Below are 17494 nucleotides of genomic sequence, written 5' to 3' on the forward strand. Positions count from 1 at the left end.
AAAGGTCACAATACCATTTTCTCAATAGGACATACCAATATGCCTTGGGCGCCTTTGGCTTTTAAATCGTCAATTACTTCCCAAAATTCATTTTTATTGATTACGGAATGCACAGAACTCCAACCTTCTTCTGCTAACGGCAAAACAGTTGGGCTTTTCATACCTGGAAGCACACTGATGATATCTTGAACTTTATCGTTTGGTGCATTCAACAAAACGTATTTTGAATTTCTGCCCTTTAAAACCGATCTAATCCTAAATTGAATCTTATTTAAAATATCAAGTTTGTCTTCAGTTAAAACGGGAGAAACAGCCAATACAGCTTCCGATTTTAAAATGGTTTCAACTTCCTTTAGATTGTTTTTAAACAAGGTACTTCCACTAGAAACAATATCACAAATGGCATCTGCCAATCCGATATTTGGTGCTATTTCTACCGAGCCATTAATGATATGCAGATTTGCATTCACTCCATTTTTATCCAAATAGGTTTGAACGGTATGCGGATAAGATGTAGCAATACGCTTGCCTTCTAAATCCTTTACACCATTGTATTTGACGGATTTTGGCACAGCAATACAAACACGACAGCTTGAAAACCCAAGCTTTTCAACAACATTAATGCCTTCTCCTTTTTCAATCAAAACATTTTCACCAATAATAGCGGCATCAACCACGCCATCTTTTAAGTACTGTGGAATATCACCATTTCTTAAATAAAAAACTTCAACAGGAAAACCTTTAGCGGAAGCTTTTAATTGGTCCTTACCATTGTCAATGTTAATACCAATGTCTTTTAAAATCTGCATCGAGTCTTCGTTCAATCGACCCGACTTTTGCACTGCAATTCTTAATTTACTCATTATCTAATTTTTATGAGTTTGAAACAATCTAGTTGGTTTTATTAAAAAAACCCGTTTGATGGTCTCAAACGGGTTTAAATATATGTTGACTTTACTCAATACATTCTCACTTCGCTTGAGGGCAAATGTGAAAATGATGATGTTTTTGAATAAAATTCATGTCTTTTTTGTCTTTTGCAAATATCTATAATTTATGTCGATAATTCCAAATATTAACTGCAATTATTAAAACATTTGAAAATTAACAACATTCGGTAACAAAAAAATCAATAATCTTTAAAGGATTGCCTAGATATCTAAATTATTTAAACCTTATTGATTTCCCAGTATAATTGGCATACCGCTTTCTCCAGAACCAATAACAATAACTTTGCTGTTTGAGGATTCCGATAATTTAATTGTAGCCTCAATGCCCTTATCTTGAAGAATTTTATCTGTGAGCGATGCACTTAAAATTTTATTGGCATCGGCTTTCCCTTGTGCTTCAATACGTTGTTTTTCAGCTTCCTTTTGAGCAGTAACCAATCTAAATTCATACTCTAAAGACTCCTGCTCTTGCTTTAATTTTCGCTCAATGGCATCTTTAATTGTTGGTGGCAAGGTAACATCACGTACCAAAACCTCGTTTAATTGGATGTATTGGTCGTCAACAATTTTTTGTGTTTCCTCAAAAATTTCCTGCTGGATGGCGTCCCGCTTACTGGAATACAATTGCTCTGGTGTATATCGTCCAACAACACTACGTGCAGCAGAACGTATAGCCGGCAACAGGACACGGTCAATATATTGTTCGCTTTTTTCTTGGTGTAATTTACCCAACTCGTTATACATAGGTTGGAACCAAACTGAGGCTTCTAATTTTATATCCAATCCATTGGAAGACAGAACATTCATTTTTTCCAAACGTTCTTGTTGCCTTACTTCGTAAACATAAACCTTGTTCCAAGGTGCCACAATATGGAAGCCTTCACCCAACGGAGGTTGGTCTGTTACAACACCTCCTCCAAAGGTTTTATAAAGCACCCCAGCTTCACCAGAACCGATGGTAACTGCAGATTTAGTTAAAATTATCACTAATACGATTACTCCAATAATAAATGGGAGTGCCACTTTTGGTAATTTGTCCATGTGTTTGTTTAATTAAATTAATCCGTTATATTTTCTAATAAGCCATTCTAATCCTAGGCTTAAAGCTATGATAGCCAATAAATATTTCCAATCTACCAAAGGTATGGTTTTTTTTACGCTTTTTTGAATTGGAACAAAACGTTTATCATCCAATAAATTTTTGATAAGATTTTGCCAATCGTCTATAAAATAACTTTTGCCTTGGCTGTTAGTAGCAAGCTTTTGCAGTTTTGTTACATCGGCATTTAAAAATTGCTGTTCCACATTATATTCTAGTATTTGAAAGCTGCCAGACTTTGACAAATTATCATTTTTTGCCCTAACCACAAAGTTGTATGTTTCGGGAGGCAAACCACTTAAATCAACTTGGTAATAGTTGTTTTTTAAAACCAAGGGAAATGTTTTGGTTTCATTGGAATTATTATCAACAACTGTGATTTCAAGACTTTCACGGGCATCAAAAACATAATTCTTATCGAAGAATTCTGCTTTCACAATAACATTATTGTTTCCTTTGTAAAAGGATTCATATTCAATGTTAAGTCGACTTTTTTGTTGATTTGTGGCTAGATATTGAATGAGCTTTCCAATGAAATCATCAAACGGTTTGAATGATTTCTCATTGATAAAACTTTGTGCTCGCCATTGCCAAATATTCTCACCAAATAAAACCGCTTGCCTCCAACTGTTAATTTCAAAAGTGGCCAGAAGTGGTTCCCCTACCGAAACACCTTTAAATGTTTTGTTCAAAATGGTTTCAAACGGCACAGAAAATTGAACAGTTCCGTAATTGGATAACAACGGTGGAAATGACTCAAAATCTAAATCTTGAATCAAAAATGGTGCATAGTTTCTATTTAATTCAGCTTGATAATCTTCTGTTTGATTTGTTATTTGTTGATTCAAAAATGGATAAGCTTCGTTCAAAAAATCTAAATCGGTTTTTGGGCCAATAATGATAAATTGATTTTTCTTTTGTACATTTAATTTTTCCACCAACAACTTAAACTTGTTATTTGGCTGATAGAGTATAATTAATTGAAAATCATTTATTTTGTCAATAACATCATTTAAGCCAATAAACGATATCGTGCGCTGTTCGTTGCTTTCAATACTCTTTTTTAACACTCCTAAATCTGGATGCAAAAAATCACTAACAATAGCTATTTTAGTTTTTTGATTTATCACTTCAACCGCAAAATTCTGTTCATTATTTATTTTGTTTTTCTCCTGACCCAAAGGAGTAAGTGTAATTTTATATTGACCAACACCAACCGAATTGGCAGGCAAATTAAAATTCAAAATCCTGGAGTTATTGGTTTTGGAAAAGTTTAGGTTTTCAGAGTAAACTATGGAATTTCCCCTAGTCACAACAAGGTTTGAATTAACACTTTCATCACCATTGTAAACCAATATGGCTTCAACAGGGAATTTATTTTTTAAATAGGCATATTTATTGACATTGAGTTGTTGGATTTTTAAATCGGTGTACTTGGTTGTGTCTCCCATAATGATTGGAAAAATGGGCTGACCATACGTATTATCCACAAATTGATAATCATTCCCATAGGTTTGATTGCCATCGGTAAGCAACAAAGTGGGTGAAGTTGTCTGCTTATAAATTTTGCCTAATTGTGTGAAGGCATTATAAATATTCGTCTGGTTTTCAGAAAAATCAATAGAGTCTGAAGCGGAAATCGATTCTCCAAAAGTATATAGTTCTAAATTAAACTTGTTTTTTAAATCCTCATTTTTGGATATGCTTTCAATAAAATTAAGGGCTTTATCCTTTTGGTTTAAATGTTTGATTGAACTTGAATTATCAATGGCCAAGATTAAATTTGGCTTTTCAGTAGACAAAGTGACTTTATTAAAACTGGGATTGATAATCAAAAGCAAAACAGAAAAAATTGTGATAAACCTTAAAAAAGCAAAAAGCATGTTTAATTGAGACATGCTTTTCTTTTTATTGAAATACTGGAAAAAAGACAGCAACAAGGCGATGATTCCAGCTAGTATGATATATAATAAAGTTTCTGTTTGCATTTTTTGATTTACGAATTACGAGTTTAGGATAGACAAATTAAGGATTGAAAAAGTCGCAATTCTGAAATCTGTTTCATAAATTAAGTTAGCATACCACCATCAACATTTAAGGTTTGCCCAGTAACATAAGCGCTCATGTCTGAAGCTAAAAACACGCAAACATTTGCCACGTCTTCAGGTGTTCCACCACGTTTTAAAGGAATTCCAGCACGCCAACCTTTCACTACTTCTTCATCTAATTTGGCGGTCATTTCAGTTTCTATAAAACCTGGAGCAACCACATTACTTCTAATGTTTCTTGAGCCCAATTCTAACGCAACCGATTTAGAAAAACCAATAATACCGGCTTTTGAAGCGGCATAATTGGTCTGGCCTGCATTACCTTTTACTCCAACAACCGAGCTCATATTGATGATTGAGCCTTTACGTTGTTTTAACATGGTTTTTTGTACTGCTTTGGTCATATTAAAAACTGATTTTAAATTAACCTCAATAACAGTATCAAAATCTTCTTCAGTAATACGCATCAATAAATTGTCTTTTGTAATACCGGCATTGTTTACCAAAACATCAATGCTTCCAAATTCTGCCACAACATCATCAGCCAATTTTTGAGCTTCTTCAAAACTGGCCGCATTACTTTTATAACCTTTGGCCTTAACCCCTAAAGCGTTTAGTTCATTTTCTAATTCTTTTGCAGCTTCAACCGAAGAGCTATAGGTAAAAGCCACATTTGCACCTTGTTGCGCAAATATTTGGGCTATCCCTTTACCAATTCCACGACTTGCTCCTGTTACTACGGCTGTTTTTCCTTCTAATAATTTCATCTTATCTAGTTAGTTTATTCCTGATTATAAAGAAATTTTCTGTTTATTCAAATATAGCAAATACCACTGGCATCAAATAAAAAAACCTCACAAAATATTGTGAGGCTATAAGTATTTAGATGTTATTTTATGCCAAAACTTCAGCTACTTTCTTTCCTATTTCAGCAGGAGAATCTACCACATGTATGCCGCAAGACCTCATGATTTTCTTTTTAGCTTGTGCGGTATCATCGCTTCCACCAACAATGGCTCCGGCATGACCCATGGTTCGTCCTGCAGGTGCAGTTTCACCTGCAATAAAACCTACAATAGGCTTTTTGCTTCCGCTGGCTTTATACCAATTAGCAGCATCGGCCTCTAATTGCCCACCAATTTCACCAATCATTACAACAGCTTCTGTTTCTGGGTCATTAATTAGTAATTCAACAGCTTGTTTTGTGGTTGTACCAATAATCGGGTCACCACCAATACCTATCGCTGTTGTGATTCCTAGACCTTGTTTAACAACTTGATCGGCTGCTTCATAAGTTAATGTACCTGATTTAGATACAATACCTACTTTACCTTTCTTGAAAACAAAACCAGGCATGATACCTACTTTAGCCTCTTCTGGGGTAATTACACCGGGGCAGTTTGGACCAATTAACCTGCAATCTTTGTTTTTAATATAATTTGAAGCCGTTATCATATCGGCAACAGGAATACCTTCAGTAATAGTAATAATCACTTTAATTCCAGCATCGGCAGCTTCCATAATGGCATCGGCAGCAAAGGCAGGTGGTACAAAAATAATTGTTGTATCCGCACCAACTTGCTCAACGGCTTCCAAAACCGTATTAAAAACAGGTTTATCCAAATGTGTTTGCCCTCCTTTTCCTGGGGTTACGCCACCAACAACATTTGTTCCATATTCTATCATTTGGCTAGCGTGGAAAGTACCTTCACTACCTGTAAAACCTTGAACAATTATTTTGGAATCTTTATTTACTAAAACACTCATAAGTGATTATTTTGATGATTAATTTTTGATTTTAAGCAAAAGTAATTTTTTGCATATAAACTTTAAAGGAAATATGGATTTTATTTAAACGTTTTTATCTTGGTTTTTTAATATTTCAAGAATTTCTGGGATTTTTTTGATTGATGCGATTTCCTTGTATTTTGAACGAAAGTCATCCGCAGGAATGCCGAAATAACTTTTTCCGCCTTCCAAAGATTTGCTGACTCCAGCTTTTGCGGAAATTACGGCTTTTTTACCGATAGTTATTCCACTGGTAATGCCCACTTGGCCCCAAATGATAACTTCGTCTTCAATAACCACGCAACCAGCAATACCTACTTGCGACGCAATCAAACATTTTTTACCAATAAGGGTATCATGGCCAACTTGAACTTGATTATCTATTTTTGAACCTTCACAGATTCTGGTATCTGCAGTTACTCCTCTGTCAATTGTACAAGATGCACCAATATCAACATGGTTTTCAATAACTACACGCCCACAAGATTGCAATCTATCGTAACCTTCAGGCCTGTTTTTGTAATAAAATGCATTGGCTCCTAATACTGAACCTGAATGAATGTTTACTCCATCACCAATAATAGTATCATCATAAAGACTTACGTTGGAATGAATGATGCAATTATCTCCGATTACTACATTATGGCCAATGAAACAATTTGGCTGAATAACTGTGTTTTTTCCAATTTTAGCAGTTGGGGAAATAGCCGCATTAGAAGCATTAAAGGGCTTAAAATGATTGGTAAGTTTGTTGAAATCCTTAAATGGATCGTCACTGATTAAAAGCGCTTTTCCTTCTGGACAATCAACCTCTTTGTTAATTAAAACAATAGTAGCTGCAGAATCCAAAGCCTTTCCGTAATATTTAGGGTGGTCAACAAAAACAATATCTCCTGGTTCAACCACATGGATTTCGTTCATGCCTAAAACAGGAAAATCATCACCACCAACAAACTTACAATCAATTAAGTCTGCAATCTGTTTTAATGTATGTGGAACTGGAAATTTCAAAAACTATTCCTTAACGCGTTCTTTGTAGGTGCCTTTCTCCGTTTCAATTTTAATTTTATCACCTTCGTTGATAAATAGAGGAACATTAACCTCTGCCCCTGTTTCAACTGTTGCCGGTTTCGTAGCATTTGTAGCGGTATTACCTTTTACGCCTGGTTCGGTGTGAGTTACTTCTAAAATTACGCTAGCAGGCATTTCAACCGACAATGGTAGGTTGTCTTCTGTGTTAATTAAAACCGTAACAACTTCTCCTTCTTTCATTAAATCGGGCCTATCTAAAGCAGCTTCGGTTAACCTTATCTGCGTATAGTCCGCCTCATTCATAAAATGATAAAATTCTCCATCATTGTATAAATACTGGAATTTATGTGTTTCCACACGCACATCCTCTAATTTATGACCAGCGGAAAATGTGTTGTCTAATACCTTGCCGTTGGTAACGCTTTTTAATTTTGTTCTTACAAATGCTGGTCCTTTACCAGGTTTTACATGTAAAAACTCTATGATTTTGTAGATATCGTTATTGTATCTGATGCACAATCCGTTTCTAATATCTGATGTTGTTGCCATTTATTTAGTTTGATTTAAAATATCCTTTCATGATGCCACGGTGCGAATTTTTTATGAATTGAAGTATTTCATCGCGCTCTGGAGTAGCTTCCATTTCAGCTTCTATAATTTCTGAAGCCTGAGTATTATTATAATTTTTTTGATACAGAATTCTGTAAATATTTTGGATTTCCCTTATTTTTTCGGTTGTAAATCCTCTCCGTCTTAACCCCACTGAATTGATTCCGACATAAGACAATGGCTCCCTAGCTGCCTTTACGAATGGAGGAACATCTTTTCTAACTAAAGACCCACCCGTAACAAAGGCATGGTTTCCAACAGAAACAAACTGATGGACGGCGGTCATTCCCGCTAAAACCACATAGTCTCCTATGGTGATGTGCCCAGCCAAGGTACTGTTGTTTGAAAAAATACAATTATCACCAACGATGCAATCGTGCGCAATATGGCAGTATGCCATAATAAGACAGTTGTTGCCAACCACCGTTTTCATTCTATCTGCTGTGCCCCTGTTAATCGTAACGCACTCACGAATAGTTACATTATCTCCAATTTCAACCGTAGTTTCCTCATCATTATATTTCAAATCTTGAGGTACCGCTGAAATAACAGATCCAGGGAAAATATTGCAGTTTTTACCAATACGCGCGCCCTCCATTATAGTAACATTACTTCCTATCCAAGTGCCTTCACCTATTTTTACATTGTTATGTATGGTCGCAAATGGTTCTATAACCACATTTTTTGCAATTTTTGCACCGGGGTGCACATATGCCAAGGGTTGGTTCATAATTATTTAACTTTTGAAATTTGCGCCATAAGTTCGGCTTCTGCACAAAGCTTTCCGTTGGAATATGCATAACCTTGCATATGGCAAATACCGCGGCGGATAGGTGTTATTAAGGTGCAGTTAAAAATTAGCGTATCACCAGGCATTACTTTTTGCTTAAACTTAACATTGTCCATTTTCATAAAAAACGTCAAGTAGTTTTCTGGATCAGGAACCGTGTTCAACACTAAAATACCACCGGTTTGCGCCATAGCTTCTACAATTAAAACACCGGGCATAACAGGAGCTCCAGGAAAATGTCCTTTGAAGAACTCTTCGTTCATCGTAACATTTTTTGTCGCTATTACGTGCTTGTCTGAAAGTTCAAAGACTTTATCAATCAACAAGAACGGCTGCCTATGCGGCAACATAGCCATAATTTGGGTAACATCCATTAAAGGAGGTTGATTCAAATCTATGTTTGGCACGTTATTACGGCGCTCATTCTTAATTATTTTAGACAGCTTTTTGGCAAATTGCGTGTTAACAAAGTGACCAGGTTTATTCGCAATAATTTTTCCACGAATTCTAGTGCCAACCAATGCCAAATCTCCCAAAACATCAAGCAATTTATGTCGGGCAGCCTCATTAGGGTAATGTAGCGTTAAATTATCTAAAATACCATTAGGCTTTACTGCTATTTTGTCTTTTTTGAATGCAACCCGCAACTTTTCCATGGTTTTGGGTGACAATTCTTTATCAACATAAACAATGGCGTTGTTCAAATCACCTCCTTTAATCAAGCCATTCTCCAATAGCATTTCAATTTCATGTAAAAAACTAAAGGTTCTAGAGTCAGCTATATCTTTTTTGAAATCAGATATTTGATTTAAAGTTGCATTTTGGGTACCCAAAACCTTTGTACCAAAATCAACCATTGTTGTAATTTGGTATTCTTTGGCAGGCATAACCAAAATTTCGCTTCCAGATTCTTCATCTACATAAGAAACAATATCCGTGATCTCAAATTCTTCTCTGCAAGCATCCAATTCTTCAACTCCTGCCTTTTCAATAGCTTCAACAAAAAATTTAGAAGACCCATCCATAATTGGCGGCTCTGATGCGTTAAGTTCAATGACGGCATTATCTATATCCATTCCTACCAATGCTGCCAACACGTGTTCTGAAGTTTGTATGGTTACTCCATTTTTTTCCAAACATGTACCACGCTGCGTATTGGTTACATAATTTGCATCTGCCTCAATTACTGGCTCGCCCTCTAAATCAACTCGTTTAAATGCCATTCCAGAGTTTGCTTCAGCAGGCTTAAAAGTTAGGGTTACATTTTTACCTGTATGCAATCCAACTCCTGTTAAAGAAATCTCTTTTTTAATGGTTTTTTGCTTGATTTCAGTATTAATTATTCCCATTTATTTTTTTCTAATTCATTTATGTTTTTTACAATCGTTGGCAAGTTTTTAAAATGAACATAAGCTTTATTATAGTCACTTAATTTTATTGCAGGTGACCCTTGAAGTACTTCGTTATCTTTTACATTTCTAGTTATACCAGACTGAGCTTGAATCCGTACGTTATTACCTATAGTCATGTGTCCCGCTATACCAACCTGACCCCCAATTTGGCAATTCTGGCCTATTTTGGTAGAGCCAGCTATTCCTGTTTGCGCAGCAATGACTGTATTATTTCCAATTTCAACATTGTGCGCTATTTGAATTTGGTTGTCCAATTTTACTCCTGATCGAATTATTGTAGATCCCAAAGTAGCCCTATCAATGGTTGTCGTGGCGCCTATGTCAACAAAGTCTTCAATAATTACATTCCCTGTTTGGGGTATTTTACTATAACTGCCATCTTCATTTGGCGCAAAACCGAACCCATCAGCACCAATAATTGCTCCTGAGTTAATCACGCAGTTTTTCCCAATAATAGTTTCAGAATAAATTTTTACACCCGAAAAGATCACAGTATTATCGTCAATTACTGAATTATCTCCAATGAATGTATTTGGAAATATCTTGACGTTATCGCCCATAACCACATTCTCACCAATGTAACTGAAAGCTCCTATATAAACATTTTCACCATATTTAGATGAATTGGATATAAACGAAGGCTGTTCAATACCAACTTTGTTGAGCTTAACAGAGTTGTAATATTCCAGGATTTTTGAAAACGCCAAATAAGCGTCATCAACCTTTATTAAGGTGGTTTTTAAACTATTCTCAGGGTTAAATGTTCTATTTACAATGGTAATGGACGCCTTTGTTTTGTATATATGTGGCGTATATTTAGGATTGGCCAAAAACGTTAAAGCACCTTCAAAGCCCTCCTCTATTTTAGCAAGTTTAGAAACTTCAACATCGGGATTTCCAACTACATCACCTTCTAAAATTCCCGCTATTTGTTGGGCTGTAAATTTCACACTTAAAAAGTTAGTTCAATTTTGTTTGAATACGCAAAAATAGGAAAAATGTCCTAAACTTTACATTTAGGGTAACATATATAATATTTCGTCACTCGTTTTGATAAGGCTTTAAGGTTTAATTGATCTGATGCCTTAACAATATCCTCGATTTTACCAGATTTATGCAAAATGTTTATTCCCTTATGTTTTAATTGATAAGCTTGGTTTGAAATACTACCCGTAAAGACAAAATAACTCGCTTCATCTGGGGTAATTTTATATTCATAAACAAATGAGTCAACGTGCTTTTGAAGGCTTTCACTTTTAATTTTCTTTTTCTTCATCTTAATCTTAAGTAAATTCCTGTTGATTATCATTTCACACAAATTGCTTAGCACAAAATCGTCATGGAATTGCCAATGCTTCATCGCCGAAATAATATCATAATCATCCAGACGCGAAAAAACATCCAAAGTTTCATGGTCAAAATTCTCAAAAGACACCTTATGGCCCAGAAAATGCATTAACGCATTACTACCCCGTAATTTTTCGCCAGATTCATGCAATTCTTTGGCTCTTTTTAAAACCCTAATCAGTAATTGCTCGGCGACCAAACCCGTTTTATGCAAGTAAACCTGCCAATACATTAAACGCCTTGCTACAATAAATTTTTCGACACTGTAAATGCCTTTTTCTTCAATGACCAATTCGTCGTTCACTACATTTAACATGGTTATCAAGCGTTCACTGTTAATGTTTCCTTCGGCAACACCAGTATAAAAACTATCGCGTTTTAAATAGTCTGCCCTATCCATATCAAGTTGTCCAGAAATTAGCTGGCACATGAATTTTTTTGGGTATTCACCTTTAAAAATTTGAATGGCAAGCGTTAAACTTCCGTTAAATTCTTCATTTAAACGCTCCATAAAAAGCAATGAAATTTCTTCATGGGAGACATTATCTACTATGCTGTGCTCCATAGCATGCGAAAACGGACCATGACCAATATCATGCAATAAAATGGCAACATAAAGCGCTGTTTCTTCATCCTTAGAAATTGTAATCCCTTTAAAACGAAGCACATTAACGGCCTGTTGCATTAAATGTACGCAACCAATGGCATGATGAAATCTGGTATGATGCGCACCCGGGTAAACCAAATACGACATACCCATTTGGGTAATTCTGCGCAGACGCTGGAAATATTTATGCTGGATTAAATCGAAAATTAACGAATTTGGAATAGTAATAAATCCGTAAATTGGGTCGTTTAATATTTTAAGTTTGTTCAAGTTTTAACTTTTTATATTAAGTACTTGCAAATATAACCATATGTGCCATACAGGGGCATTTAAAAGAAGCGTTTTCCACATAAAAAAGATTATTGATATGATAAAAATACTTTGGGTTGATGATGAAATTGATTTATTAAAACCACATATTTTATTCCTTGAGAAAAAAAACTACGCCGTTACCACATGCCAAAGTGGCTCTGAGGCTATTGATATTCTGGATGATGAAAACTTTGATATTGTTTTTTTAGATGAAAACATGCCCGGACTTACAGGGCTCGAAACACTGAATGAAATAAAGGAAAAGAAAGACAATCTTCCTGTGGTGATGATTACCAAGAGTGAGGAAGAATATATCATGGAAGAAGCCATTGGTAATAAAATTGCCGATTATTTAATAAAACCAGTTAACCCGAACCAAATTTTATTGAGCCTGAAGAAGAATTTGGATAATTCCAGATTGGTTTCAGAAAAAACAACCTCGAACTATCAACAAGAATTTAGAAAGATTGCCATGGACTTGGCCATGGTAAATAGTTACGAAGAATGGGTTAACTTATATCAAAAACTGATTTATTGGGAAATTCAATTGGAAGATATTGAAGATGCCAGTATGTTTGAAATCCTTGAATCGCAAAAGGTTGAGGCCAATATTCAATTTGGAAAATTTATTGAAAAAAACTATGCCAATTGGTTTGGCAGAAATGCTTCTGCCCCCATTATGTCGCATACCCTTTTTAAAGAAAAAATTGTTCCCGAAATAAGCAAAGACCAACCTACGGTCTTGGTCGTTATTGACAATCTTCGTTACGACCAATGGAAAGTTTTTGAACCTATTGTGAACAATTACTTTAAAAAAAACAAAGAGGAAGCGTTTTTCAGTATTCTTCCAACAGCGACACAATATGCGAGAAATGCCATTTTTTCAGGCTTAATGCCTAGTGAAATGGAAAAATTGTTTCCTCAATATTGGAAAAACGATACCGACGAAGGTGGTAAAAATCTGCATGAAGCCGAATTTCTTGAAACCCAAATAAAACGTCTCGGCTTAACGCATTTGGAATATGAATACCACAAAATCACAAATTTAAAAACCGGGAAAAAGCTCGTTGAAAATTTCAATTCGTTAAAGAAAAATGATTTAAGCGTAATTGTTTATAATTTTGTTGATATGCTTTCGCACGCCAAAACCGAAATGGAAGTGGTGAAAGAATTGGCCTCAAATGATAAGGCATACAGATCCCTCACCCTTAGTTGGTTTAAAAACTCTCCTCTACTTGAGATGATCCAGCAAGCACAACAGTTGGGCTTCAAGTTGATTTTAACCACTGATCACGGAACCATCAACGTTAAAAACCCCTCTAAAGTTATTGGCGATAGGGATACAAGTTTAAATTTAAGATACAAAACAGGTAGAAGTCTTACCTACGACAGTAAGGATGTTTTAGTTGCCAAAGACCCCAAAGAACTTCATTTGCCCAGCATAAACATGAGCAGTTCTTACATTTTTGCTAAAAGCGATTTGTTTTTTGCATATCCGAACAATTATAATCATTATGTTAGTTATTACAGAAATACATACCAACACGGCGGCGTTTCTCTTGAAGAAATGATTATTCCTTTTGTAGTTTTGAGCCCAAAATAATCCACAAAAAGCAAATAAACCCGATGAAATGCGTAAATTCCTAGGATTTTAGGAATATAATCACTATTATTGCCATAAATTTTATGAACATTGAAAATATCCTATAACCTGGATGAGGTTGAGCTTGTTGCTAAACAGCTCATTAAAAACTCTAAAACCAGAACTTTATTATTTTATGGAGATATGGGTGTGGGCAAAACCACATTAATCAAGGCCGTAGTTAAAGTTTTGGGAAGTAATGATGAAGCCAGCAGCCCTACCTTTTCAATTGTAAATGAGTATAAGTTGAAAGATGGTAAAATTTATCATTTTGATTTATATAGAATTAAAGACTTAGAAGAAGCCTACAATTTTGGAATCGAAGATTATTTAGATTCTGAAAGTTGGAAATTAATCGAGTGGCCTGAAAAAATAAAACCCATTTTAGGCAATGATTTTGACGAAATAAAATTAAAATCCGACGTTAAAAATAGGAGAATTTTAAGTCTAGATTAAACTGAAATAACCCTTAAAATAAATAGCCAATGAGCCTATAATAACATGATTTAACCTATTTTTTTTGTTCTTTACGGGAAACCCACAGCGGAAAATTCAAAAACAACTCATTTTAACATTTTTTTAACATTTACAGCCTCTCTCAGCTATAGTGTTTATTTACATTTGAGTAATTAATTAATTAAATCCCTTACATTATGAGAACAAAAAAGTATTTAATTGCGATAGCAATTTTCGGTGGTATGTTATTTTTAGCTCAAGCTGCTAATCAGTATAACGTAGATGCACAACAAACAGCAAAAGTATCAAAAACAGCCAGACCAATCGCCGCTTAAAAGCGGTAATCAGGGAAAACAACTTTTTACAGGAAGTTTAATTGCTGTATTTATTGCAATAACTCCTTACCTATTTTCCTTATATGAAAGTGTTCCACAACAACGTGTTTGGAGCACTTTTTTATTTACTTACGATAGCCAATGGTGGGAAGATGCCAATTACTTTGTTTGGGTTATTACAGGCAAACTTATACCGCTTTATCTTTTATTTATATGGTTTTTTACATGCCGCCATTGGTGGTACCACGTGCTTTTGGTGCCTATTGCCATGTATGTTTTTCAAACAATTGTAGTTTTAAATGCCGATTCTAAATTTATAGATGAATTTCAGCTCATATATTTAATACCGGTTATGGCCATTGTTATTCCAACCATTTATTTGATAAGGGCCCAAATGTTTAATAAGATTAACACGACCACCAAGACCATGCAAGAGCTTGAGGATGAATTTAAATTAAAGCCCAAGAATTTTTGGGAACGGATTAAGCAGTATTTTTAATTTTTGATTGAAAACCGCTAATCCAACCTATTACGCTCTTCCAATTCTGCGTGTCGTTCTCTGTTTTTCAAGAAAACATTTCCAAATTTATAATTAAAGCCAAGAACAAATAATCTGGTTTCTCTTCTTAAATCGGAATAATTGTCTTGATTTAAATACTTAATGGTGCTTGAATAATTTTGATTGTTGAAAACATCAGTAACCCCTAAATTTAATGAGGCTCTATTATTCCAAAAGGTCTTTTTTATATTGATGTTTAGGCTAGATGATGAACTCGTTCTCTCAGGGCCATAACTTGTTGGAGAGGAATAAACAAAGGAGACATCCGTAGTTAAGGTTTTATCCTTTAGCAAGGATAAATAGTTGTTTATTTCCGTATAAAAGGACCAGATATCTGTTGTGAAAATGGAACTACTATCTGGAGTGAAAAAATTGTTCTCATAATAAAAAATAGAACTAACCGAATAAATAGTCCACCAATTTAATATTTGTTTGTAGGTAATGAAATCAAGTCCATATGAAATAGATTGATCTAAATTTGTTCTTTTATAAATCAACAAGTTATCATCGTTATCTTGATATATGTATTCAAGAATTGGGTTGTTTTCATTTCGGTAATAAAATTCAAAAGTATAATTATTGTTAAACGTATACCCTAAAGTAAACGTGTCATCTATTTGCGGAACTAACTTGGGGTCTCCAACAATATATGAATTATCGGTAAAAAAGTACTTAAACGGATTAAGTAAACTGTAACGAGGCCTGTAAATTCGCCTACTATAATTCAGGTAAAGTTCATTTTTATCATTTAGTGTTTTTGAAATACTAAGCGACGGAAAAAGCTTCGCGTAATTTGATTTGTTTGTTTGACCTGTAGATATTGAATTGCCCATTATTTCTGTATATTCAAACCTAAGCCCTGTCTTCAAACTCCAATCATCCCAATCTTGTGAATAGCTTACGTAAGAAGCGTAATTTTTTTCATCATATAAAAATTGATCTGAATTATCAAGGTCTTCAACCTTTACCCCGTTATCAAAATCATATTGAGTTAAAATGTTATCTGAATCAATACTTGAAAACTTCAATCCAGATTCAAACATTCCAGATACTCCTGTTTGCAATTCATAATCTACTTGCCCAGTGTAAAGTTTTATCTCTTGACTTGTAAATGTTTGAAACTTGTTGTTTCTAGGATTGGTTGCGCCTCCAGGATACAAATATGTTGTGCTTACATCTTGGTAGCTTGAATCGTCAAAATCTGTATGGTGCAAGCTAACCGTAATTTTTTCACCATCCTCTTTAAATTTATGCACATAATTTAGGTCTATTGATGTATTAATCGTTTCGTTTACCTTTTTGTTTAACGTACTTTGAGTGGAATCCAATAACTGATTAGAGTTGTATATTTCGGCAACAGCATTTGAAGTGGTTTTTGAATTGTTTCGTGGAGCCAAAATTGTTAAAGCAGAAAAGCTAAGCAAATTATTGGCATTTATTTCATAATCAATATTGGCATTTATATTTTGGTTCGCAGATTTCTCAACTTTTTCAAAATCACTTTCCCATGTGCTCATGGTGTTGCCGTTTTCAATAAAATTTATTTTTTGAAGAATTTGACTAAAATCTTTCCTGGGGCTGATACTATAGTTTAAATACGTATTTAGTTTATTGGTCTTGAAGAAATGGCTGGTTCCAAAACTATATTTCGGAAATTCATGACCCTGTTTATAATTTCCGAAAGCACTTCCGTTGTAACCGGAAATAATATTTTTACTCGTTACAATGTTTAATACCGCTCCTCCCTCAGCCTCATATTTTGCAGGTGGGTTTGTAATAACTTCAATTGATTTTATACCACTGGCATTTGTTCCTTCAAGCAATTGAATTACTTCGTTTGAAGATAAATGAACTTTTTTATCATTGATGTAAACTGTAGGCGTTGAATTTTTTATTTTAATCTTGTCGTCTACAATTAACACGCCTGGCGTATACTTTAAAACTTCAAGTACATTATCGTTTGATATCGTAGAATTCTCAACATTAAATACCAACCTGTCTACCATTCTTTTAACAGTCGGTTTTTTGGTAACAATCGTAACCCCATCAAGCTCCTGCAAGCTTTCCTCTAAAACCATTGTCCCTAAATCAACATCGCTCTCAAGATTAATATCTTTCAAAAACTCCTTATAACCCAAAAAACTAACTTTAAGTTTATAATTTCCCGAGGACACGCCATCAATTAAAAACTTTCCAGAATCATCGGTAGTATCTCCAAATTCAGGATTCTCGTTAGTAACAATCAATACCACATTGGCATAAGCAATAGGCTGGTTATTGTTATCTTTTACGTAGCCCGAAATTTTGAATTCTTGAGAGAAACTTACAAAGGGAATCAATAAACCATAAAGCAATAGCAGGTATCTGGTCATAAAGCAACTTATATGACAAATTTATAATTTTTTAATCAAATGAATGTGTGGCAAACCCACAACTAAATTGTGCCTTTTTCCTACCATTATTAATTCTCGATTATTGGCTTATAAAAACATAAATTATTTTTCAGTT

15 protein-coding genes are annotated in these 17494 nt (G+C 34.6%); 3 read left to right on the plus strand and 12 right to left on the minus strand.

Going from position 1 to position 17494, the window contains the following annotated elements; genetic code table 11:
• Positions 1-5: 5 nt before the first annotated feature.
• The 11 genes from hisG to WJN01_RS09080 form a co-directional block, all read right to left on the minus strand.
• Positions 6-863 carry an ATP phosphoribosyltransferase gene (hisG, locus tag WJN01_RS09030; protein WP_445196830.1) on the minus strand — a complete coding sequence of 286 codons (858 nt, stop codon included), beginning with the start codon at positions 861-863 and terminating at the stop codon, positions 6-8.
• A 312-nt stretch (positions 864-1175) separates the two neighbouring features.
• Positions 1176-1991 carry a prohibitin family protein gene (locus tag WJN01_RS09035; RefSeq protein ID WP_445196831.1) on the minus strand — a complete coding sequence of 272 codons (816 nt, stop codon included), beginning with the start codon at positions 1989-1991 and terminating at the stop codon, positions 1176-1178.
• A gap of 12 nt (positions 1992-2003) precedes the next feature.
• Positions 2004-4037 (minus strand): VWA domain-containing protein, encoded by a 2034-nt coding sequence (locus WJN01_RS09040; protein ID WP_445196832.1) that lies wholly within the window; start codon positions 4035-4037, stop codon positions 2004-2006.
• Between the two features lie 80 nt (positions 4038-4117).
• Complete coding sequence (gene fabG / locus WJN01_RS09045) at positions 4118-4864, minus strand: 3-oxoacyl-[acyl-carrier-protein] reductase (RefSeq protein WP_445196833.1); 747 nt, start codon at positions 4862-4864, stop codon at positions 4118-4120.
• Between the two features lie 127 nt (positions 4865-4991).
• Positions 4992-5864: a succinate--CoA ligase subunit alpha gene (sucD, locus tag WJN01_RS09050; protein WP_445196834.1), complete on the minus strand. Its 873-nt coding sequence runs from the start codon at positions 5862-5864 to the stop codon at positions 4992-4994.
• 84 nt (positions 5865-5948) lie between these two features.
• Positions 5949-6896, minus strand: coding sequence for a UDP-3-O-(3-hydroxymyristoyl)glucosamine N-acyltransferase (locus WJN01_RS09055; protein WP_445196835.1), 948 nt, complete (start codon positions 6894-6896; stop codon positions 5949-5951).
• Between the two features lie 3 nt (positions 6897-6899).
• Complete coding sequence (gene efp / locus WJN01_RS09060; RefSeq protein ID WP_445196836.1) at positions 6900-7466, minus strand: elongation factor P; 567 nt, start codon at positions 7464-7466, stop codon at positions 6900-6902.
• 4 nt (positions 7467-7470) lie between these two features.
• Complete coding sequence (gene lpxA, locus WJN01_RS09065; RefSeq protein ID WP_370476194.1) at positions 7471-8256, minus strand: acyl-ACP--UDP-N-acetylglucosamine O-acyltransferase; 786 nt, start codon at positions 8254-8256, stop codon at positions 7471-7473.
• A 2-nt stretch (positions 8257-8258) separates the two neighbouring features.
• Entirely contained in the window at positions 8259-9665 is a 1407-nt protein-coding gene (locus WJN01_RS09070; protein ID WP_445196837.1) for a bifunctional UDP-3-O-[3-hydroxymyristoyl] N-acetylglucosamine deacetylase/3-hydroxyacyl-ACP dehydratase, read from the minus strand.
• Positions 9656-10678, minus strand: a complete 1023-nt coding sequence (lpxD, locus tag WJN01_RS09075; RefSeq protein WP_445196838.1) for a UDP-3-O-(3-hydroxymyristoyl)glucosamine N-acyltransferase — start codon at positions 10676-10678, stop codon at positions 9656-9658. The genes WJN01_RS09070 and lpxD overlap by 10 nt, the downstream gene beginning before the upstream one ends.
• Before the next feature lie 53 nt (positions 10679-10731).
• Positions 10732-11952 (minus strand): HD domain-containing protein, encoded by a 1221-nt coding sequence (locus WJN01_RS09080; RefSeq protein ID WP_445196839.1) that lies wholly within the window; start codon positions 11950-11952, stop codon positions 10732-10734.
• A gap of 91 nt (positions 11953-12043) precedes the next feature.
• Between WJN01_RS09080 and porX the strand changes: the two genes are divergently transcribed.
• From porX to WJN01_RS09095, 3 genes are all read left to right on the plus strand, one after another.
• Positions 12044-13597, plus strand: coding sequence for a T9SS response regulator signal transducer PorX (gene porX, locus WJN01_RS09085; RefSeq protein ID WP_445197069.1), 1554 nt, complete (start codon positions 12044-12046; stop codon positions 13595-13597).
• Positions 13598-13687: 90 nt separating this feature from the next.
• Positions 13688-14092: a tRNA (adenosine(37)-N6)-threonylcarbamoyltransferase complex ATPase subunit type 1 TsaE gene (gene tsaE / locus WJN01_RS09090; RefSeq protein WP_445196840.1), complete on the plus strand. Its 405-nt coding sequence runs from the start codon at positions 13688-13690 to the stop codon at positions 14090-14092.
• 282 nt (positions 14093-14374) lie between these two features.
• Positions 14375-14926 (plus strand): hypothetical protein, encoded by a 552-nt coding sequence (locus tag WJN01_RS09095; protein WP_445196841.1) that lies wholly within the window; start codon positions 14375-14377, stop codon positions 14924-14926.
• 17 nt (positions 14927-14943) lie between these two features.
• Here WJN01_RS09095 and WJN01_RS09100 read toward each other — a convergent pair whose 3' ends face one another.
• On the minus strand, positions 14944-17358 hold the full coding sequence (locus WJN01_RS09100) for an outer membrane beta-barrel protein (protein WP_445196842.1): 2415 nt from the start codon (positions 17356-17358) through the stop codon (positions 14944-14946).
• Between the last annotated feature and the right edge of the window lie 136 nt (positions 17359-17494).

The sequence above is a fragment of the Tamlana sedimenti genome, assembly GCF_038148895.1.
Classification (GTDB): Bacteria; Bacteroidota; Bacteroidia; order Flavobacteriales; family Flavobacteriaceae; genus Tamlana.

Excerpts from the sequence above, each read along its gene's own strand:
- hisG (WP_445196830.1), bottom strand. The coding sequence starts at position 863 with ATGAGTAAATTAAGAATTGCAGTGCAAAAGTCGGGTCGATTGAACGAA.
- WJN01_RS09035 (WP_445196831.1), bottom strand. The coding sequence starts at position 1,991 with ATGGACAAATTACCAAAAGTGGCACTCCCATTTATTATTGGAGTAATC.
- WJN01_RS09040 (WP_445196832.1), bottom strand. The coding sequence starts at position 4,037 with ATGCAAACAGAAACTTTATTATATATCATACTAGCTGGAATCATCGCC.
- fabG (WP_445196833.1), bottom strand. The coding sequence starts at position 4,864 with ATGAAATTATTAGAAGGAAAAACAGCCGTAGTAACAGGAGCAAGTCGT.
- sucD (WP_445196834.1), bottom strand. The coding sequence starts at position 5,864 with ATGAGTGTTTTAGTAAATAAAGATTCCAAAATAATTGTTCAAGGTTTT.
- efp (WP_445196836.1), bottom strand. The coding sequence starts at position 7,466 with ATGGCAACAACATCAGATATTAGAAACGGATTGTGCATCAGATACAAT.
- lpxA (WP_370476194.1), bottom strand. The coding sequence starts at position 8,256 with ATGAACCAACCCTTGGCATATGTGCACCCCGGTGCAAAAATTGCAAAA.
- WJN01_RS09070 (WP_445196837.1), bottom strand. The coding sequence starts at position 9,665 with ATGGGAATAATTAATACTGAAATCAAGCAAAAAACCATTAAAAAAGAG.
- WJN01_RS09095 (WP_445196841.1), top strand. The coding sequence starts at position 14,375 with ATGCACAACAAACAGCAAAAGTATCAAAAACAGCCAGACCAATCGCCG.
- WJN01_RS09100 (WP_445196842.1), bottom strand. The coding sequence starts at position 17,358 with ATGACCAGATACCTGCTATTGCTTTATGGTTTATTGATTCCCTTTGTA.